General features: G+C 70.1%; 16 protein-coding genes. 10 read left to right on the top strand and 6 right to left on the bottom strand.

From position 1 onward, the window contains the following. Positions 1–92: 92 nt before the first annotated feature. Together BLU09_RS12895 and BLU09_RS12890 are read left to right on the top strand one after the other, a co-directional pair. Complete coding sequence (locus BLU09_RS12895) at positions 93–1760, top strand: penicillin-insensitive murein endopeptidase (RefSeq protein WP_244171667.1); 1668 nt, start codon at positions 93–95, stop codon at positions 1758–1760. Between the two features lie 96 nt (positions 1761–1856). After that, positions 1857–2738, top strand: a complete 882-nt coding sequence (locus BLU09_RS12890; protein WP_090489699.1) for an alpha-ketoglutarate-dependent dioxygenase AlkB — start codon at positions 1857–1859, stop codon at positions 2736–2738. A gap of 18 nt (positions 2739–2756) precedes the next feature. Here BLU09_RS12890 and BLU09_RS12885 read toward each other — a convergent pair whose 3' ends face one another. Then, positions 2757–4013: a DEAD/DEAH box helicase gene (locus tag BLU09_RS12885; RefSeq protein WP_090489697.1), complete on the bottom strand. Its 1257-nt coding sequence runs from the start codon at positions 4011–4013 to the stop codon at positions 2757–2759. Positions 4014–4095: 82 nt separating this feature from the next. On the opposite strand from BLU09_RS12885, the gene BLU09_RS12880 reads away from it, so the two are divergent. Together BLU09_RS12880 and BLU09_RS12875 are read left to right on the top strand one after the other, a co-directional pair. Beyond that, on the top strand, positions 4096–4572 hold the full coding sequence (locus BLU09_RS12880; RefSeq protein WP_244171666.1) for a putative toxin-antitoxin system toxin component, PIN family: 477 nt from the start codon (positions 4096–4098) through the stop codon (positions 4570–4572). Positions 4573–4643: 71 nt separating this feature from the next. Further along, positions 4644–5270, top strand: a complete 627-nt coding sequence (locus tag BLU09_RS12875) for a hypothetical protein (protein WP_090489695.1) — start codon at positions 4644–4646, stop codon at positions 5268–5270. Between the two features lie 78 nt (positions 5271–5348). Here the strand turns inward: BLU09_RS12875 and BLU09_RS12870 are convergent, their stop codons facing one another. Then, positions 5349–6875 carry an NADase-type glycan-binding domain-containing protein gene (locus BLU09_RS12870; RefSeq protein WP_090489693.1) on the bottom strand — a complete coding sequence of 509 codons (1527 nt, stop codon included), beginning with the start codon at positions 6873–6875 and terminating at the stop codon, positions 5349–5351. Beyond that, complete coding sequence (locus BLU09_RS12865) at positions 6872–7876, bottom strand: multiheme c-type cytochrome (protein WP_090489691.1); 1005 nt, start codon at positions 7874–7876, stop codon at positions 6872–6874. The genes BLU09_RS12870 and BLU09_RS12865 overlap by 4 nt, the downstream gene beginning before the upstream one ends. Positions 7877–7930: 54 nt before the next feature. Between BLU09_RS12865 and BLU09_RS12860 the strand changes: the two genes are divergently transcribed. Next, positions 7931–8944 (top strand): zinc-dependent alcohol dehydrogenase family protein, encoded by a 1014-nt coding sequence (locus BLU09_RS12860; protein ID WP_090489690.1) that lies wholly within the window; start codon positions 7931–7933, stop codon positions 8942–8944. Positions 8945–9077: 133 nt separating this feature from the next. On the opposite strand, the gene BLU09_RS12855 is transcribed toward BLU09_RS12860, so the two are convergent. Next, positions 9078–10829, bottom strand: a complete 1752-nt coding sequence (locus BLU09_RS12855; protein WP_090489688.1) for an RIO1 family regulatory kinase/ATPase domain-containing protein — start codon at positions 10827–10829, stop codon at positions 9078–9080. A gap of 306 nt (positions 10830–11135) precedes the next feature. On the opposite strand from BLU09_RS12855, the gene BLU09_RS12850 reads away from it, so the two are divergent. The 5 genes from BLU09_RS12850 to BLU09_RS12830 all read left to right on the top strand — a co-directional run bounded on the left by BLU09_RS12850 (position 11136) and on the right by BLU09_RS12830 (position 18408). Further along, entirely contained in the window at positions 11136–11825 is a 690-nt protein-coding gene (locus BLU09_RS12850; RefSeq protein WP_090489686.1) for an EF-hand domain-containing protein, read from the top strand. A 42-nt stretch (positions 11826–11867) separates the two neighbouring features. Then, a complete protein-coding gene (locus BLU09_RS12845; RefSeq protein ID WP_090489685.1) occupies positions 11868–14702 on the top strand; it encodes a response regulator in 2835 nt (944 codons plus the stop codon). Positions 14703–14825: 123 nt separating this feature from the next. Next, a complete protein-coding gene (gene gor, locus BLU09_RS12840; RefSeq protein ID WP_090489683.1) occupies positions 14826–16244 on the top strand; it encodes a glutathione-disulfide reductase in 1419 nt (472 codons plus the stop codon). Positions 16245–16327: 83 nt separating this feature from the next. Continuing rightward, complete coding sequence (locus BLU09_RS12835; protein ID WP_090489681.1) at positions 16328–17623, top strand: DNA polymerase beta superfamily protein; 1296 nt, start codon at positions 16328–16330, stop codon at positions 17621–17623. Next, on the top strand, positions 17620–18408 hold the full coding sequence (locus BLU09_RS12830; protein WP_167371074.1) for a nucleotidyltransferase domain-containing protein: 789 nt from the start codon (positions 17620–17622) through the stop codon (positions 18406–18408). The genes BLU09_RS12835 and BLU09_RS12830 overlap by 4 nt, the downstream gene beginning before the upstream one ends. Before the next feature lie 8 nt (positions 18409–18416). Here BLU09_RS12830 and BLU09_RS12825 read toward each other — a convergent pair whose 3' ends face one another. Both BLU09_RS12825 and BLU09_RS12820 read right to left on the bottom strand, forming a co-directional pair. After that, positions 18417–19583, bottom strand: a complete 1167-nt coding sequence (locus BLU09_RS12825; protein WP_244171663.1) for a serine hydrolase domain-containing protein — start codon at positions 19581–19583, stop codon at positions 18417–18419. Between the two features lie 34 nt (positions 19584–19617). After that, positions 19618–19875: a DUF504 domain-containing protein gene (locus BLU09_RS12820; RefSeq protein WP_171410160.1), complete on the bottom strand. Its 258-nt coding sequence runs from the start codon at positions 19873–19875 to the stop codon at positions 19618–19620. Positions 19876–19964 lie beyond the last annotated feature (89 nt).

The following is a 19964-nucleotide window of genomic DNA, read 5'->3' as shown; positions in this document are numbered from 1 at the left end:
GCCCGGTGCGTTACCCAATCTGGCTCCTCCTCGTTTGCGCCGGCTGTGCCGCGCGTATCTCACCCCACGCTGGCACTGCGCCGGCCGCCGCCGTGCGTGCCCAGGACTCCGTCCCTGGGGCCGCCGCCGAGCCGCTACCCGAGGCTCCTCCGCTGGCGTCCGCTTCCGCCACCGAGCCGGTGGCCCCGGTGGCGGAGGCTGCTTCCGCGCCCACGTCCACCGCGGATGACTGTGCGTTGAGCGCGGAGGACCTGGAGTCCGAGGAGGAGGAGCTGGCCGAGGGCGAGGGCGACGACGGCGAGAAGGAGACGCCGGACGCCGTGGCCGCGGGCGCCGCTTCGACAGGGCCGCTCTACACGGCTGACATCTCCGATGAGGAGCTGGCGCGGCGGTGGAAGGACGAGATTGCCTCGCTGGGCTCCATGGCCGTGGGCTTCGCGCACAGCGGCCGGCTGGTGAACGCCAAGCAGTTCCCCCAGGGGGAGGACTGGATCGTCGTCACGCCCGCGGGCGCCTGGGCCACCGAGGAGACCGTCAACTACCTGGCCGACGCCATCCGCGACGTGCGCGCCCGCTTCCCGAACGCGCCTCCGCTGCGGGTCAATGGGATGAGCCACAAGGAGGGCGGCTACATGCGCCCTCACAAGAGCCACCAGAACGGCCGTGACGTGGACGTGGGCTTCTACTACCCGACGGTGGACCCCATCCGGACCCGCGCGCGCGAGCACGTCATCGACGTGCGCATGAACTGGGAGTTCATCCGCTCGGTGCTCGTGAAGACGGACGTGCAGATGATTCTCGTCGACCGTCGCGTGCGGAAGGTCATCTACGACCACGCCGTGCGCGCGGGCGAGGACAAGGCGTGGTTGGACTCGATTTTCAATGACGGCCCCACGGGCATCGTCCGGCATGCCCGCGGCCACCGCGACCACTTCCACATCCGCTTCCACAACCCGCGTGCCCAGGAGCTGGGCCGCCGGGTGCAGCCGTTCCTGGCGCTCCAGCCGGAGCACAACGTGACGACGCACCGCATCCGGAACGGTGACACGCTGGGCGGCATCGCGCTCAGGTACGGGTCGTCGGTGGCGATGATCAAGAAGGCCAACCGGATGAAGAACAACTTCCTGCGCGCGGGGAACCGGCTGTCCGTGCCCCTGCGCGGGCCCTGCACGCACTGCCCGGTGCCGCCGCCGCTCGTGCTGCCCACCCGGCGCCTGCCGCCGAACGTGGTGGCGCCGGCGATGGTTGCCGCCGCTCCCGTGGCGAAGGCGGAGAATGGGTGTGTTCGGACCGAGGGCGCCGTGGCGCGGGAGGCGGCCACCGTCGTTCCCGCGGTGGGCGCGGCCTCCGTCGAGGCGGCATCGACTGTGTTGTCCTCCGCTCCCGTGGCGGAGTCGGCTCCGGTGGTGACGTCGGCTGTGGGGAACTCCGTGGATGCGGCTGTGGTGAAGCCCGCGGCCGGTGGGGCTCTGGACGTGGCTGCGGTGAAGCCTGCTGGAGGGACATCCATCAATGTGGCTTCGACGGTGAATCCCGCGAACGCCGTCAACGTGGCGTCGACGGTGGTCCCCGCCGCGGCGGAAGGGGCCGCGGCGACGACGCCTGCCACCACGGAGACCGCGGTGGCGCAGCCCGCTTCCGCCAAGGTGGCTCCGGCGGAGCAGACCGCTGCGTCCAGCCCGGCTCCGGCCATGGAGCCCACCGTCGTACCGACGCGCGAGAAGGGCGAGGGCGCCGCGGGCATCACTCACGGCCGCTGACCTGTCCTCCACCGGCCATGCAGGCTTGGGCCCCGTGTCTCCCATGGGGTGACACGGGGCTCGTTCGTTCCGGAGTGTGGTAGGCACGGGCCGTCCATGGCGTTTTCACCGCACAAGGGCCGCTCGCTGGCCCACAAGGCCCGTCAGCGCTCCCCCGGCCACCACTACAACGCGAGCTTCATGTCCGCCGCCGACCGCGCGGAGACCCTGAGCTGGCTCGCGACGCTCCACCCGCTGTGGGAAGAGCGCTACTCCAAGCACTTCCCCCCGCCACCGGGGCAGTCCCAGCGGCGGCTGCTGCGGCCGGTGTACTGGCTCGGCAACTGGCAGTTCGCGTGTCTCGACTACTACCACCCGCCCAAGGGCATCCTGAACCGGTGCGTCCAGGCCGAGCCCTTTCCGGCGGTGCTCCAGCGCCAGGTGACGAAAATCGAGGAGCTGGCGCGGCGGATGTACCGCGGACCGGACATGCCTCCCCGCTGGCACCTCAACACCTGCCTGGTGAACTTCTACGGGAGCCGGTTGGAGGACGGGCGCTGGGTGGACACCGCCCGAGTGGGCGAGCACAAGGACTTCGAGCCGGGCCCCGTGGCCTCGCTGTCCTTCGGTGAGCGTGCCCTCATCCAGTTCGTCACGTCCTCCCGCCCAGGCGAACGTGACGCGGTGGTGCTGGAGCAGTGGCTGGATGACGGCTCGCTCCAGCTCTTCGGCGGCGCGCGCTGGAAGGACCAGACGTTCCACCGCGTGCAGCGGGTGGACACGCGCACGGGCAAGACGCTGGCCCCGGAGCTGCCGGACTTCCGCACCCGCCGCATCAACCTGACGTTCCGCTACGTGCCGGACGAGCACGTCATCCCGTTCGCCGCGCTCTCCCGCGAGGCGCGCGAGGACGTGCGGCCCTATATGGCGAAGCTCGCGCAGGGCAGCGCCTTCTTCCGCGAGGCCCTCGCGCGCGAGGCGCCGGGCACGCCGGCCTGACGCAGGGCCGCTCCGCGCCTACGAGCGGCGCTTGCCGTGCGAGCGCGCGTGCCGCCCCGGTGTCTGGTCTGGCGCGCGCTTCGACTGCCCGTGGTCCTTCTGCGGAGGGCCCGGGTCCTTCTGCGCGGCGAGGAAGGCCTCCCAGGCCTCCTTGAAGACGGGGTCCTCGCGCGGCACCTGGACGCGGGGAATCTCCGAGCGCATCAGGTGCTCGATGCGCGTGATGACCTGCCCCTCGCGCGTGGTGGCGAAGGTCGAGGCGACACCGCTGGCGGCGGCCCGAGCCGTGCGGCCGATGCGGTGCACGTAGTCCTCGGGTGCATGGGGCAGGTCGTAGTTGATGACGTGGCCCACGTCCTCCACGTCGAGCCCGCGCGCCGCGATGTCGGTGGCCACGAGGCAGCGGTAGGTGCCGTTCCGGAAGCCCTCCATGGCCTGCTTGCGCTGGTTCTGCGTGCGGTCCGCGTGCAGCACCGCGGTCCGGTGTCCCGCGCGCTGGAGCGCCCGCTGGACCTTGTCCACGCGCTCCTTCGCTCGGGTGAACACCAGCGCCGTCGCCGAGTCCTGGGCCAGCAGGGTGAGCAGCAGCGGCGTCTTCTCCTCGGGCCGGAGGAAGTACAGCCGTTGCTCGGCGCGCTCGGCGGGCGTGCCGCTGCGGGTGACCTCCAGGCGCACGGGCTTGTACAGCCGGCTCTTGGCGAAGCGGGTGACGTCGGGCCCGAGCGTCGCGGAGAACAGCAGCGTCTGCCGGCGGCGAGGCAGGTGGGCGACGATGCGTTCGAGCTGCGGCAGGAAGCCCATGTCGAGCATCCGGTCCGCTTCATCCAGCACGAGCGCTTCCAGGTGCGGGAAGCGGATGGCGGTGTTCTCCATCAGGTCCACCAGCCGTCCGGGCGTGGCGATGACGAAGGAAGGCAGCGTCTTCAGGGTATTGACCTGCGCGCCCATGTCCTCACCGCCAATGACGGTGGCGTGCGTGAGGCGGCGGGGCTCCGCGAAGAAGCGCACCGGCTCCGCGATTTGCTGGACCAGCTCACGCGTGGGGGCCAGCACCAGCGCGAGCGTGCCCTTCTTCCCCGCGAGCCGTTCCACCAGGGGGAGGACATACGCGGCCGTCTTGCCCGTTCCGGTGGCCGCGCAGCCGATGACATCCCTCCCGGCGAGCGCTGGAGGGATGGCCTGCTGCTGGATGGGCGTGGGCTGCGTGAAACGCGCGCGGCGCAGGGCGCCCAGCGTCTCCCGCGAGAGGCCCAGATTGTCGAAGGTGTCGCTCACGGCTTGGGGGTACCACGTCGCGAGGCCTCGTGGGAAAGGGCCTCACGGGGCAGGCACCGTGATTCCCGCCCGCCAGGAGGGCATGATGGCCGGATTGGAACACCTGATGCCCTTCACACCGCTGCCGGTGGTCCTGGATACCAACGTGGTCCTGGACCTTTTCGTGTTCGATGACCCCTACACACGCCCGCTGGCCGAGGCCCTGGCGGCGGGGACGCTGACGGCCTGGACGGACGCGGACACGCTGGCGGAGCTGGGCTACGTGCTGGCCTCGCGCAACTTTCAACCCGGCCTGGGGGCGCCCCATCGGACCGCTGCGTTCGAGCGCTACCGGGCCCAGGTCCACATGGCGCCGTCCGCCGAGTCCGTGCCCACGCCGTCATTGCCCCGCTGCCGGGACCGGGACGACCAGAAGTTCTTGAGCCTGGCCGCGCGAGCCGGAGCGGCGTGGCTGGTGAGCAAGGACAAGCGGGTGTTGTCCATGGCGGACCGTACGGGCCTGTCTTTCGCCATCCTCACGCCCCGGCAGGCCGTGGCTCGCCTACCACCCAGGGGGTAGATACACGCCGCCCGCTCCGGAACATCTTTCGCGTCGAGCTGCACATTCACTCGATTTCCAAGCGAGAGAACATGTTCCGGATTGCGATGGTCGCGGCGCTGGCCCTGTCCACCTTCGTTGGCTGTGGTGGCGATGACAACAATCCTGATGGCACGCCGCAGAAGGTGCAGTGTGATGCCTCGAACTGCGCGGGCTGCTGCTTCAACAATGTCTGTCAGACGGGGACGTCGACCTCCGCGTGCGGCAAGGCAGGGGCCACGTGTCGGGCGTGTGGCACCGCGCAGGTGTGCAAGGCGGACCAGACCTGCGGCGTGGACCCGGAGGGTGTCTGGCGCGTCCAGCCCGTCTCCGCCCAGATTGCCACCACCAACAATGGCTCGGCGTGGGACGCCGACAGCTCACCGCCGGACGTGTTCGTCGAGATGGCCTGCCCGGGAGGCACGTCCGTGTTCATCTCGGACGTGGTGCAGAGCTACACGCCAGCGTGGACCACGGGCGGGTGTACGGCGCGAGCGAGCCAGTTGATGGCGGAGCAGTGGGCCTTCCGCCTCTGGGACGAGGACCTGGCGTCCGACGACACCATCACCGAAGTCCTGGGCACGCGCTTCACCGAGCAGCACTTCGCCGCGGGCACCGTCACGTTCGGAGCCTCCGGCGGCATGACGTCGCTGACGGTGCAGCTCCAGAAGCAGCCCTGAGCACGGGGGCTGAAGCGCACACGGCGGAGCCGGACAGGGTTGCCGGGTCCGCCGTGTACGTTGATACGCTGAGGCGGCTCAGGCCCGAGGCGCCGGGCGGTAGCGCAGCACCTGGACCCGGGTCTCGGAGACGAGGAAGCTGGTGATGGCGGTCGGGCTCGCCTTGCCGTTCGTCTCGCCCCAGTCGATGACATGGATGCGCAGGGAGACGGTGCCCTCCATCATCATGTCTGTCTGGTCGTTCGTAAGAACGACATCGGCTTTCTCGCCCGCGTAGGTGACGAGCGTCTGACGGAAGGCGTACCAGGACTCACGGCTCCCGGAGAGCTCGGACTTGCCACGCAGGAACGCCGTGGGGCGGGCAAGTGAGCCCAGGAGGAAGTCGCCGCCGGTGAGCTGGTGTTTGAGCTTCTCTGCCGCGGGGAGGCTGGGGTCGCCGCAGCCCATGCACTCGCCCACGCAGGAGCAGTCGTAGCTGTCCTCGCGGGTCCCCGCGCGGCGCTTCTCACACTTGCTGATGCAGGCCTTGGTCTGTTGGGCCTCCTTCTTGTCCAGCTTCTCGATGCTCGCCAGCATCTGCGCCTGGCTGGCATCCGCCTCGAAGAAGGACGCGTCTCCCAGGTGGAGCAGCCCCGCGACGCGCACGATGCCGTCGCTCTCCATGGCGGACAGGGCCGTGCGCGCCGAGGCCGTCTGGGCCTTGAGCTGCGCCGGCTTGACGCGTGTCCACTTCGCGCGCGCCTCGGAGTCCTGGCCCTCGTAGTCGAGGCTCGCGCGGTCGAAGAGCTCGGCCACCTTCTTCGCGCGGTCCAGCGCCGACTTGTAGCTGTCCTTCACCGGAACCGTGGAGAGCAGTCCGACGGCGTAGGTATTTCCCCGCGGAGGCTCACCCTCCTCGTATGAGCGCTCCAGCGTGAGCAGCGTCTCCACCTCGTAGCGGGGCGCCCACTCCATCTTGGCGGCGCTTCCGCCGCGGGCAGCGGCCTGCTTCCGCTCGAGCGCGAAGGCGCGGACCTGCTCGAAGGCCGCGGCCTCGGCCTCCGGCTTGTAGGGGTCTTCCCCCTCCACGTACACGCGGAAGTCACTGAGGCAGGTGTCGTCGTAGGACGTCCCGGGATAGGTGGAGACGAGCGTGAGCCGCACGCCGTGGACCTTGTTCGGAACGGGCAGGCGGACTTCCTGCCAGCCGAGGACGTCCTTCAGCTCCATCTCCAGCGCGGTGCCCGTCGCCTGGGGGCCCGTCTCTCCCTGGACCAGCGGCTCCAGCTTCACCTTGCGAGGCCGGGCGTTGGCGCGGAAGAGCTTTTCGGACTTCTGGAAGCCATTGCGAAGGAACAGGCGGTAGGTCTTCGCGCGCGACAGCTCCGGTCCCCACCATTCAATGGCCTCGCCCTCGCCGCGGCCCTTGGCGCCTTCCACCCAGGCGGTGGCCGGGTCGTCATCCGCGATGTAGAGCGGCAGATAGTTCTGGGCGTGCTTGTTCCAGCCGTTCTCCAGGAAGGAGGAGGCCGTCACACGGCGGGGATGCAGCCGGTTCGCCGAGCCCGCATTGGGTTCGAGCATGACGGGCGGTGTCGCGGCGAGGAGGAGCGACAGGAGAATCATGGCGTGCGTTCCTTCGGGCTGTGTGACAGCGGAAAAGGTTGAAGGGGCTCGGCCCAGAGCACGAGCTGGGACAGGCCCGGCGGGTAGAGCCCCGAGTCTTCCTGCTCGCGGGACACGAGGTGGTAGACGACGCGCGCGTACCGGGCCCCCTTGGGGAGCGGCACCTGGCGTGTCTCTCCAGGCAGCAAGCGCGTGTCCTCCACCGCGCCCAGGTGGGGCAGGGGCTCGTGGGGCCATTCCCGGACCTCCAGGCTGCGGCCGAACGTGGCCACGGTGCGGGAGGTTTCGAAGAGGGGGCCCTCGGAGACTTCCACGCTCACCCAGCGCATGACGTCACCCGAGGGAAAGGCATGGCCCACCTCGTGTGTGGAGACGCGGAGTGACGCGCCCGCCTGTTCCACCCGGAGCGCGGCCTTGAGGGACTCGGTGCGCCGCGTGCCTCCGAAGCCGTGGTCTCCCTGGGGCATGTGGCAGGTCGTGCAATGGCGCGTGTCACCGCTCTGGGTCTGCCAGCGGCGCCACTCTCCCACTGTGTCCTGTTGAAGCTGCGTGGAGGAAAGCCGCACCCGCTGGCCCGCGCTCGTCAGCACGGGGAAGCCGAACTGATGACAGCCCGCGCAGGGCATTCCGGGCGTCTGGCCTTCGTTGCCCGTGGGGGCATGGCAGCCGGCGCAGGTGACACCGCGCTCCTCGGGAGGGCTGTCCTTGGGGAGCGGGCCCCGCTCCAGGTTCCGGGCGAGCGGCGCGTGACATTGCACACACCAGCCGGGCCGGTCCTCGGTCAACGCGACCTGGAAGACGTCATCCGTGCGGGCCGTGGCGTGCCCGCTGTGTCGCCAGGCGTCCACCTGGACGGCGTGGCATTCCGCGCAGCGCTGGACATTCCAGTCCGGCAGGTCATGCGGCGCGGGTCCCACGTCCATGCGCGCGGTGCCTTTGGGAAAACGCGCCGTGGGGGCTGTGGCCAGCAGCGAACAGGCGAAGAGGACGAGCACGGACACGGTGGCCCCGCACTGTAGGCGTGATTGGGAGGGGCGCGATACAACGCCTCACTCATGAAAGCCTATGAAATCCAAGCAGGGTTCGGGTTGGACAAGCTGGTGCAGGTCGAGCGGCCGGACCCGACGCCCGGCCCCATGCAGGTGCGGGTGCGCGTGAAGGCCACGAGCCTCAACTCCCGTGACTTGATGATGGTGGAGGGGCGTTACAACCCCCGGCAGAAGCTGCCACTCATTCCCAACTCGGACGCGGCGGGCGTCGTGGATGCGGTAGGCCCGGGTGTGACGCGGGTGAAGCCCGGTGACCGGGTGATGAGCCTCTTTTCCCAGGCCTGGAGCGCCGGAGAGCCCACGCGGGCGGCGCAGGTGAGCACGCTGGGGGGACCGTTGGACGGTGCCCTCGCGGACACGATGCTGCTGCACGAGGACGGCGCGGTGCCCACGCCCGCCCATCTCACCGATGAAGAGGCTGCGACGCTGCCGTGCGCGGCCGTGACGGCGTGGAGCGCGCTGGTCACCCATGGGGCGCTCAAGGCGGGTGACACCGTCTTGCTTCAGGGCACCGGTGGCGTGTCCATCTTCGCGTTGCAGATTGCGAAGCTGCTGGGCGCGCGAATCATCATCACCTCCAGCAGTGACGCCAAGCTGGCGCGAGCCCGGACGCTCGGCGCGCATGAAGGCATCAACTACGGGACGACGCCGGACTGGGACAAGGCTGCGCGCGCGCTGACGGGCGGCGTGGGCGTGGACCACGTGGTGGAAGTGGGTGGAGCGGGAACCTTCGAGAAGTCGCTGCGCGCGGTCCGGCCCGGCGGCACGGTGTCTGTGATTGGCGTGCTCAGCGGTGGCGCGGGGACGGTGCCGCTGACGCCCATCCTCATGCAGAACCTGCGGGTGCAGGGCATCTTCGTGGGCCACCGGCAGAGCTTCGACGCGCTCAACCGGGCCTTCGCGCTGCACGCCGTTCGCCCGGTGGTGGACCGCGTCTTCGAGTTCTCCGAGGCGCGCGCTGCTTTCGAGCACCTCAAGAGTGGGGCGCACTTCGGGAAGGTGGTCGTCCGGGTGGGGTGAGGCAGTCCCCATCGCCAGACGTGCGCAGCCGTGACGCCGCTTCGTCCGGGCACCGGCATGGTCCCGCCGGTGTCGTGCACGAGGTCATCGAAGTCGGGCCCCGGAGTTCGCTCCGGGAGCCCCGAATGACGGCTCAGGAACCCGCTTCGTGCGAGCCTGGGTCGGACGATGAGGCCGGGCGGGCCACGTAGGAGACCTGGGGCCCGCCAGTCCGCGGTGAACGCGGTCCTCCGCGGCCCTGGGACTGGCGCGGCTGTCGAGGGCCACCCTCGTTGCCGCCATTGCCCGGACGGGATTCCCGGACGGTGTTCTGTGCGGGAGCGCCTGGCATGGACCGAGTCTCGACGACGGGCTCCGGCCTGCCATTGCCGCGCCGCTCGTTCCGGTCGGCGCGAGGCCCTCCACCGCGAGGACCCCTCGGGTTCGTCGGTGAGGCGAAGGCGTCGCCGCGAGGCTCGGTCCGAGATGGACGGCCGTTGTCGAACGCACGCTGCTCATTGCCGGGCACGTTTGGATTGCCACCGCGCGAGTTGGCGCGGGGAGGCCGGCCATTGCGTTGTTCGTTCTGGCGGGGGCCACTCGAGGGCGCGCTGTTCGCGAGCGGCTCATTCGGCTGGGAGCCGCCCATGCCTCTGCCGTTCGCACGCGCGTCATTCTGGCGGGGGCCGTTCTGGAACCTGCCGTTCGCACGAGGCTCGTTCGTGCGCGGACCGCCATTCGAGCCACGAGGCTCATTCACGCGCGGGCCGCCCTGGGGGCCACCACTCGCACGCGGCTCGCTTGGGCGCCCAGGCGCACCGCTGCCCGTCCGCTGCCCAGTCTGCGGCGGCCGTGCGCCGTTGCCTCCGCCCCTCGGCGGGGGCCGGCCTCCTCCAAAACCCCGGTTGCGCCCGCCCCGAGGCGGAGGTGCCGCCACCGCGGGCTTGCCACGCTCACCGCCACCCTGCCTGAGCACCAGCGCCTCCAACTCCCGAAGCTCGGCCTCGGCGGCCTCTTCGGGCGTCATGTCGCGCTGGGGGGCGGCGACTTGCTCGACCGGCGTGGGCGGCGGCGGACGGAACCCGCCCCTGCGCTCGTCACCCTGGGGATGGAACCCCTGGTTCCGAGACCCTCCGCGACCGTGATGGCGAGGCCCGTCCCGGAAATTGCCCGACGGCACGAAGTCCGGGGTGAGCTCCCGGCGCACGTAGGCATTCCAGATTTCGCTCGTGTCGCCCGCGGCGCCATGCAGCCAGGGCGCGGTGCTCGCGAGGAAGTTGCGGACGTTGTCCAGGTCGCGCCGGAAATAGAACTCCGCGCGGTTGTTGCGAGCAGCCGCCACCGTCTGCGGGAAGTCGATGATGACCGGCCCCGCATAGCTCATGAGGATGTTGTACGGGGACAGGTCGCCGTGGATGAGGTCGGCGCACAGCATGTTGATGACCTGCCCTCGCAGGTCCACGTAGAGGGCGTGCGCATCCTCGGGGGTGGTGGGCGGGGCTTCCACCATGCGCGGGGCGGGGTGTCCCTCTGGGTCCAGCACCACCTCCATGAGGAGGATGCCCTCGTAGAACAGCACCGGCGTGGGCACGCGCACACCTTGGGCGTGCAGCTTGTAGAGCGAGTCAGACTCCGCGCTCTTCCAGGCGTCCTCGGCGGCGTTCTGGCCGAAGCGGCTGCCCTTCTCCATGGCGCGGCGCGTGCGCGAGTTGCGCACCTCGCGGCCTTCCCGGTAGCCCACGTTGTTGCGGAAGTTGCGCTCGTGGCGCTCCTTGTACAGCTTGGCCGCGACCACCTGGCCGGCATGCTGGACCAGCCATACCTCGGCCTCCTTGCCCGTCTTCAGCTGGCCGATGATGGCTTCGATGATGCCATCGGCCAGGAGGGTCTCTAGCGAGTCATTCATTCCGACGCGGGGTTCCAGTGGGGGCCGGGCAGGATTGGCGGCGCAGTAGCGAGCGTGCGGGCGGCCCTGTTCGCGGCGCACGGCGGCATGTGAACATCTCGCGGGCCCTTCTTGCTACCAACACGGTGCGGCAAGCAGTCAAGAAGGCTGGCGGACGGCCTGCTAGCAGTTTGCCTCCCGGGGTTCCAGGGTAGCCTGGGCTTTGAATGCGCTGGGTGGGTCATCTTGGACCATGTTTTGGGCTTGATTCCAGGCCCTCCCCGCGGTCCGCGTTCGCCAGGGGACGGAGGCCGCACCCCCTCATGGGTGGGTGGGGGCGCGTGCCGATGCTTGGACCCGAACGAGGGAGCGCTACGATGCGCGCCGTCCAGGGAGGGGTTCATCATGGCGACGAAGTCACGCAAGACGGCTGTTGCGAAGAAGTCATCCCGGCGTACCGCGACGGCGAAGAAGGCCACGCCGAAGAAGGCGGCTGGCAAGGCGCGCGGCGCGAAGAAGACCACCGCGAAGAAGACGACGACCACGAAGAAGACGACGGCGAAAAAGACCACGGCGAAGAAGGCGGCGGCGAAGAAGGCCCCCGCGAAGAAGACGACGGGGAAGAAGGCAGCGGCCAAGAAGACCCCCGCGAAGAAGGCCACCACGCGCAAGGCGGCGACGCGGCGGACCTCCAAGTCTCGGCGTGAGCGGCCCGTGACAGGGGCGCCCTTCGTCGAGCAGGTGGAGACGACGTCCGCGGGGCTCCAGCCCCTGGCGCCCGTCCACGCCGCGGTGGACGAGTTCACCAGCTCCGGCGACGAGGTGCTCGACATCTTCCAGCGGTACGACCGCGACCGGACCGGCACCATCGACCGTGCGGAGTTCGCGCGCCTGCTGGAGGCGCTGGGGCAGAACATCTCCGACGAGGAGCTGGAAATCGCCGTCGACATCGTCGACACGGACCGCACCGGGAAGATTTCCTGGAACGAGTTCAAGGCCTGGTGGAACAGCCGCTGACGGCTCGTTGCAACACCGACCTGGTCCGCGCGCGCGTCTGGCATGATGCGGTCCGAGCGGGCCTTCATTCTCGCGGCAGGGGGAAGGGTGGCTGACCTGGCGTCAAGCGCACATGCAGCGATTTTCGAGCACTCGCGGGATGGGGTGCTCGTGCTGGATGCTGGGCAGCGCATCGTGGAGGTCAACCGCGCCGCGGAACGCATCTTCGGGCCGCGTGCCAGACTCGTGGGGCAGCCGGTGGGGCTGCTCCTGCCCGGCTGGCGTCCTCCCGAGCCCCGCGCTCCCGCCGATGCCGCCCTGCGCGAGACGGAGCTGGCCGGGCATCGCCCAGGCGGCTCTGGCCCCGCGCACTACCTGCGGGTGGTGACGCTGCCCCTGTCCGGAGAAGGGGACGGGGGCTGGGTCTTGCAGCTCCATGACATGACGGCCCGCCTGGAGGTGGAGGCCTCGCTCCGGCAGCAGAAGGAGTTCTTCGAGGCGGTGGTCATCAACAGCCCGGTGGCCATCATCACCATCACCCGCCAGTTCCGCGTGCTGTCGTGGAACCCCGAGGCCACGCGCCTGTTCGGGTATTCGCCGGCGGAAGCGCTCGGCAAGCACATCTTCGAACTGGTCGCCACCGAGCCCACCGTCCTCCCGGAAGCGGAGCAGGCGTCGCGCGAGGTCGTGCAGCGCGGGCGGCTGCGCTCCGTCACCCGGCGGGTTCGCAAGGATGGCAGCGTGGTGGATGTGGAGCTGCGGGCGCTGCCGGTGTCGGTGGGCGGGCGGCAGCTCGGCTTCATCGCCATCTACCACGACATCACCGACCTCGAACGGGCACGCAAGGCGGCGGAGGCGGCCAATCAGGCCAAGAGCCTGTTCCTGGCCACCATGAGCCACGAAATCCGCACGCCGATGAACGCCATCATCGGCATGACGGGCCTGCTCCTGGACCGGGCGCTGACGGAAGAGCAGCGCGACTTCGTCGCCACCATCCGGCAGAGCAGCGAGGCGCTGCTGACGTTGCTCAACGACGTGCTGGACTTCTCCAAGATCGAGGCCGGTCGCTTCGAGGCGGAGCTGCGGCCCTTCGACCTGCGCCTGTGCGTGGAGTCCGTCCTGGACCTGATGGCCGTGCGCGCCAGCGAGAAGGGGCTGGACCTGGGGTGTGACCTCGCGCCGCAGCTGCCGCAGATGCTGGTGGGCGATGCGTCGCGCCTCCGCCAGGTGCTGCTCAACCTGGTGGGCAACGCGCTCAAGTTTACCGAGCACGGCGGCGCGGTGGTGAGCGTGGAGGGATTGGCCCTGGGCGGCGCGGAGGGCGCGGCGGACTGGGAGCTGACCTTCAGCGTGCAGGACACCGGCCCGGGGATTCCCGACGACCGGCGCACCGGGCTGTTCCAGCCGTTCAACCAGTTGGATGCCTCCGTGTCGCGGCGCTTTGGCGGCACGGGGCTGGGGTTGGCCATCTCCAAGCGGCTGGTGGAGGCCATGGGCGGCACCATCTGGGTGGAGAGTGAGGGCGTGCCCGGACAAGGCACCACCTTCCGCTTCACCCTGCGCGCCCAGGCCGCGCCACAGGCCTACGCGGTGCAGCCGCGCCAGGAGCAGGGGCTGTTGCAGGGCCGGCGCGTGCTCGTCGTGGATGACAACGCCCTGTTTCGAAGGTTGCTGGGCCGGCAGCTCCAGGCGTGGGGCCTGGTGCCCGTGGAGTCCGCGTCGGGGATGGAGGCGCTCGCCCAACTCGAGGCGGGGGCTTCATTCGACGCGGTGCTCATCGACCACCACATGCCGGGGCTGGATGGCACCGCGCTGGCCGAGCGCATCCGGCAGCGCGAGGAGACGCGGGCCCTTCCCCTGGTGCTGGTGTCGACGCCGGGCCGGCGGGGCAATCCCCCCGAGGGCCTGTTCGCGGCCGTTTTGTCGCGTCCGCTGAAGGACTCGCAGCTCTACGACGCGCTGGTGTCGTGCTTCTCGCAGCACCTTCCCCAGCTCCCGGAGCCCCGGCAGACGCGGCCCTCGCAAGCGGGGCCCTTTCCGGGAGAGCGGCCGGGGGACACGGTGCCGCTGGACATCCTCCTGGTGGAGGACAACGCCACCAATCAGAAGCTGGCGCTGCTCGTGCTGGAGCGGCTCGGCTACCGCGCTGACGTGGCGCTGAACGGCCGCCAGGCTCTACAGGCGTTGTCCCAGAAGCGCTACGACGCGGTCCTCATGGACCTGCAGATGCCGGAGATGGATGGCCTGGAAGCCACGCGCCGCATCCGCCAGGAACTGCCGCCCAAGGCGCAGCCCTGGGTCATCGCGATGACGGCCAACGCCATGGACTCCGACCGGGAGCAGTGCTTCGCGGCGGGCATGGATGACTTCCTGGGCAAGCCCATCCGCGTGGAGGCGCTGACGGCGGCGCTGCTGCGCTGCCAGCCCCGGCGTTCAGAGGTAGCACCGGAGCGGCGGGTCGCGAGCGGCGCGGTCGCGCTGACACCACTGCGAACGGTCATGGAAGGCCTGCCGGACGCGGCGCGCATCCCGGGCCTGGAGTCTGCCGCGCTCGCCCGGCTGTGGGCGGAGCTGGGGGCGCAGGCGGCGCAGATTCTCCCCGAGCTCATCGACACCGCGCTGCACAGCATGCCGGCGCTCCTGGAGGACGCGTACTCGGCCCTGGTGCGTGGGCACGCGGATGACCTGGGCCGGGCGGCGCATACGCTCAAGTCGAACGCGGCCTGGTTCGGTGCCAGCGCGCTGGAGTCGCAGGCCCGCGACATCGAATTGCAGGCGGACTCCGGGCTGCTGGAGGACATGCCCGAGCGGCTCGAGCGATGCCGGACGGAGCTGGAAGTGACGCGCCTATTGCTGGGCCGCCTGCGGGACAGCGTCCTGGCCCTGTCCGGCGCCTGACACGCGGAGAGCGGGGCGGCCCGGATTCCGCGGCGAAGGCGCACGTCGACGGTGCGCGACGCCCCATCCGAGCGCTATCTCTTCTGGCTCATTCGCGAATGCCACCGAGGAGATTCAAAGCGCATGGCCCGATACGACTTCGACCTGTTCACCATTGGCGGCGGCTCTGGCGGTGTGGCGGCCAGCCGCAGGGCCGGGGCACACGGGGCCCGGGTGGCGGTGTGTGAGGACCGCGACGTGGGCGGCACGTGTGTCCACCGCGGCTGCGTGCCCAAGAAGCTCCTGGTGTACGGCGCGCACTTCCGGGAGGAGTTCCAGGACGCGGAGGGCTACGGCTGGACGGTCCAGGAGCCGCGGTTCACCTGGAGCAAGCTGCTGGCCGCCAAGGACAAGGAGTTGGACCGGCTGCGTGGCGTGTATGCGCGCCTGTTGCGCGACTCGGGCGTGACGCTGATGGAAGGGCGCGGGCGCGTGGTGGACCCGCACACGGTGGAGGTGGCCGGAAAGCTGTACACGGCCGAGCGCATCCTGATTGCCACCGGCTCGCGGCCCTACCTTCCGCCCGACATCACCGGCATCGAGCACGCCATCACCTCCGATGAGGCGCTGTCCTTCCCCGAGCTGCCTCGGCGGCTGGTCGTCGTCGGGGCCGGGTACATCGGCGTGGAGCTGGCGGGCGTCTTCCACGGGCTGGGCTCCAAGGTGACGATGTTGATTCGCGGCGCCAGCGTGCTGGGCGGGTTCGATGACGACGTCCGCTCCTTCCTCACGGAGGAGATGCGCAAGAAGGGCATCGAGCTGATGACGGACACCTTCATCCGGGACATCGAAAAGCGCGCCGAGGGTGGGGTGAGCCTGCTGACGAGGGGGGGCGAGACGGTGGAGGCGGACGCGGTGCTGTTCGCCACCGGGCGCGTTCCCAACTCGGGGGGACTGGGGCTGGAGGAAGTGGGTGTGGTGCTGGACGCGCGCGGCGCGGTGGTGGTGGACGCGTGGTCCCGCACCTCGGTGGAGAGCATCTATGCGGTGGGCGACATCACCGACCGCATCAACCTCACGCCGGTGGCCATCTCGGAAGGGCGTGCCCTGGCGGAGACGCTCTTCAACGACAACCCGACGCAGATGGACCACACCAACGTACCGTCGGCTGTCTTCAGCCAGCCGCCCGTGGCCTCCGTGGGGATGACGGAGCAGGAGGCGCGGGAGCGCCATGGGAAGCTGGACATCTACGTCACCAGCTTCCGCCCCATGAAGCACACCCTGAGCGGGCGCAACGAGCGCACCATGATGAAGGTGGTCGTGGAGCGCGAGTCCAACCGCGTGCTCGGCTGTCACATGGTGGGGGCGGACGCGCCGGAAATCATCCAGGGTCTGGCGGTGGCGGTGAAGTGTGGCGTCACCAAGAAGCAGCTCGATGCCACCGTGGGCATCCACCCCACCGCGGCCGAGGAGTTCGTCACCCTGCGCGACAAGCGGCCGGACCCCGACGAGCGGCTGGCGGCGGAGCTGGGCCATGATGCGGCGGTGTCTACCCGGCGCTGAGGCCCGCCTCGGGGCGGGTCAGGGGGGCGCTCGTCCCGCCGTCCCTGGGCGGCTTTCGCACTGATTCGAGAGGTGACGACCCCATGAGTGATTCCTCGACGGAGGCTCCCTCCCCAGGCGGCGCGCGCATCCGGGGCATGGAGCAGGTGGACCGGTTGTCGGTGCCGCTGCCCCACGGCACCGAGGTGACGACGCGCGTGGAGCGCCTGGCCTCGGGAGGCCGCCGCATTCCGCAGGGCGTGGTGGGCCGTGTGGTCCGCGCGCATGACGGCGGCTTCGACGTGCAGATTGTCGGCGTGGGGGAGGTGTGGTTCGCGCGGGACGAGCTGGTGCCCCGGCGCCCGGGACAGGTGCAGTTCGCCCAGCGCCGCGAGGCGGCCTGGAGCGCGCTGACGCCGTGTGTGGTGCTGGAGACGCGCGTGGGCAGCCATGCATGGGGGCTCGCCGACGAGCGCTCGGACGTGGATGTGCGGGGCGTGTTCGCCTTGCCGCTCCCCTGGCGGTTCGGACTGGTCGACCCGCCCAGGGATTTGGTGAGCGCGGATGGCAGCACCACGTACTGGGAGGTCCACAAGGCGGTGGAGCAGGCGCTCCGCGCGGACCCGAACACGCTGGAGACGCTCTTCGTGCCGGGCGTGAAGGCGTTGGATCCGGTGGGCGAGTGGCTCCTGGCGGAGCGTGACGCCTTCGTGTCCAAGGCCCTGTTCGGCAGCTTCGGGCGTTACGCCATGAGCCAGCTCGACAAGCTCACGCGCAGCCAGCGACTGGCGGAGCATCGGGACCTGCTGCTCGAATGGCTGTGCGAGGAGCCCGCGCCGGATCTGGACGAGGTGGCGCGCCGGCTGTCGGCCGTGTCGCCCCGCGAGGCGCCGTCGGCGCAGGACGCGCTGCTGGCGGCGAAGACGTACGTGAAGCAGCTCTACCGCTCGCTCTGGGACCAGGGGCTGTTGGCGGCCAACGACTTCAAGGCGCTCACCACTTATGCGCGAAGCGGCGGTCAGCGTCCTCCTTCCGCGCGCGAGCTGCGCCCGAAGAACGCCTACAACCTGCTGCGGCTGGTGGCCACGGCGACAGGGTGGTTGCGCGAGGGCACGCCCGTCTTCGAGGCCACTGGCGCGCTGAAGGCGCGGCTGCTGGACATCAAGGCGGGCCGCGTGCCGCTGGAGGACGTGCTGCGGGACGCGGAGGCCCTTGCGCCGGACCTGGAGGCCGCGCACCGGGAGAGCCGTCTGCCGGAGCATCCGGACTACGAACGCGCGGACCGGTTGCTGCGGCGCGTGGGCGAGGAGCTGGCGCGGCGCTGGGTGCTGAAGGAGCCCGGGCCGCTGGGACGTGACGCGCCGGAGGCCCCGGCCATGGGGTGGAGGGATTCGGAATGAAGGGCACCTTGACGGAACATCAACGCGCGATGGCGGACCGGGTGCTGGACGAAGAGTCCCGGCACCGCGCGCATCTGGTCGTCTCCCTGTCCGGAGCGCACGCCTATGGCTTCCCCTCGCCGGACAGCGACCTGGACCTGAAGTCCATCCACGTCGCGCATACCGCGGCGTTGTTGACGCTCCAGCCCGTGCACGTCCCTACGGAGCGACTGGAGGTGCTGGAGGGCGTGGAGGTGGACTACTCGTCCAACGAACTGCTGCCGGTGCTCCAGGGCATCCTGCAAGGCAATGGGAACTACCTGGAGCGGGTGCTGGGGGCCATCCCCCTGCGCGTGTCTCCGGACCTGGAGTCGCTGCGTCCGCTGGTGCGCGCGGTGCTGTCGCGCAAGATGTACCGGCACTACAACGGCTTTGCCCAGGGACAGCTGCGCGAGTGGGAGAAGAGCGGCTTCCGTTCGGCGAAGCGGCTGCTCTACGTGCTGCGCACCACGTTGACGGGCACCCATGCGCTGCGGACCGGCGTGGTGGAGACGGACGTCACGGAGCTGCTGTCGCGGTACGGTTTCGCGGAGGCCCATGCCCTGGTGGAGCAGAAGCTGCGCGGGGAGAAGAGCGAGCTTCCGGAGGCCCTGAGCGAGCGGTGGCGCGGCGAGGTGTCGCGCGCGTTCGAGGTGCTCGAAGCCGCGCGGGCGGACTCGGTGCTGCCCGAGTCGCCGTCCGACGACGCCGTGGCCGCGCTGGAGGCGTGGATGCTGGACCTGCGGCGGAGGCGCTTCGACGGATAGCCGCTGGTTCAGGGGGCCAGCGCCGCCCGGATGAGGGGCTTCACCTCCGTGGAGAGGCGCATCGCGAAGCTGACGACGCCCGCGCCCGGGTCATCCCGCTGGAGGTGCATCCCGAGGACGGCGTAGTAGCCCGCCTCCCGGTCCACCCAGGGCGTCCATCCGAACGCCCCTGGCGAGCTGATGACGGCGCAGCCCTGCGCGGGCGTGGGGCACTCCAGCCACGCTGTCAGGCCGTAGCGGAGGTCCAGGCCCATGTCCGCCGCTGGCGAGTTGCCGACGACGACGTCAGGGAAGGGCTCGACGGCCTGTGCATCGAAGAGCTCCGGCGTGCCCACGACGCCGCCGGCATGCGTGCCCCGGTGGAAGACGAGCGCCAGCAGGGGCGCGTACTCATTCATGGACGCGCGCAGCCCGCCCGCCACCAGGGGATTGGTGGTGCCCAGCGGGTGATTGGGCGCGGTGAAGTAGGTGACGCCTGAAGGCAAGCCCAGCGGCTGGGCCAGCGTCTCGGTGAAGAGGGCGTTCCACGTCTTGCCCGTGCTCACCTCCGCCATGCGCGCGGCGACATGCAAGTGCGTGCTGCCGTAGTCGAAGCGCGCCCCGGGAGCCGCGACCTGTGAGGTCTGGGCGATGCTGGCGACACAGTCCGCCAGGGTGATGCCGGATTGGAACGCGCAGAGGTGCGAGGGCTGCAGTCCCGACGTGAAGGAGAGCAGGTGACGCAGGGTGATTCCCGCCTTGTTCCCCGTCCAGCCGAGCACCTGGCCCGTGGTGGAGTCCAACGAGAGACGGCCCTGGCGGATGAGCTCGAAGAGGAGGGTGCCGGACACCATCTTCGACGCGGAGGCCACGGCCACCCGCCGGTCCGGCGCGAAGTCCCCGACGATGTGTTCGTACACCTTGCGGTCCTGCGCGTCGTACACCGCGAGGCCCAGTCCCGGGACGGAGGCACCCGCCTCGGCGACGCGTGCCTCCAGCACGGCGGTCACCGTGGACCACGGCGAGCCGGCGTCCGGCTCCGGGGTTCCGGCATCGTCCAGAGGGCTCCCCGCGTCGGGCTGGGGAACTCCCGCGTCGGGGGCGGATGGAGACGCGCCTCCATCCGGGGTGGGCGCGTCTGATTCACCACAGGCAGCCAGGACGACTCCAAGGACGACCAGCAGCGTTCTCCGCATGCCCGTCATCTTCGCATCCGCTCTCTTCAACCCGCTACCCGGGCGGAGGTTGCGGCGAATTCAGCAGGTCCAAGCGCTGCTCGCGGTCCCAGACCACCTGGTGGCCCCGCTTGAAGTACCAGACGCGGTGCCAGGGAATCTCGCCGTCCGGAACGAAGGCCGCGAACGGCATCTCCTCGCGCGTCTCACCATGGGCGTCGTAGCCGATGGTGAACTCGCGGGGGTCGAACCGCGGGTCCCACTGGATGCGGTGGTAGACCTCGCGGCTGGTCGTGAAGCGTTCGTCGGACATGGCGGACTCGCGGGAAGCGGGGAGAGGAGACGCGCATGCCCTCATGACATGGGGGCATGTCGCGCCGCACCCGACGCCCCACCGCGGGG

Origin of the sequence: Myxococcus virescens (genome assembly GCF_900101905.1) — a bacterium.
GTDB lineage: Bacteria > Myxococcota > Myxococcia > Myxococcales > Myxococcaceae > Myxococcus > Myxococcus virescens.
The sequence above is the reverse complement of the archived record's forward strand: the minus strand, read 5'-3'. Positions and strand labels throughout refer to the sequence as shown.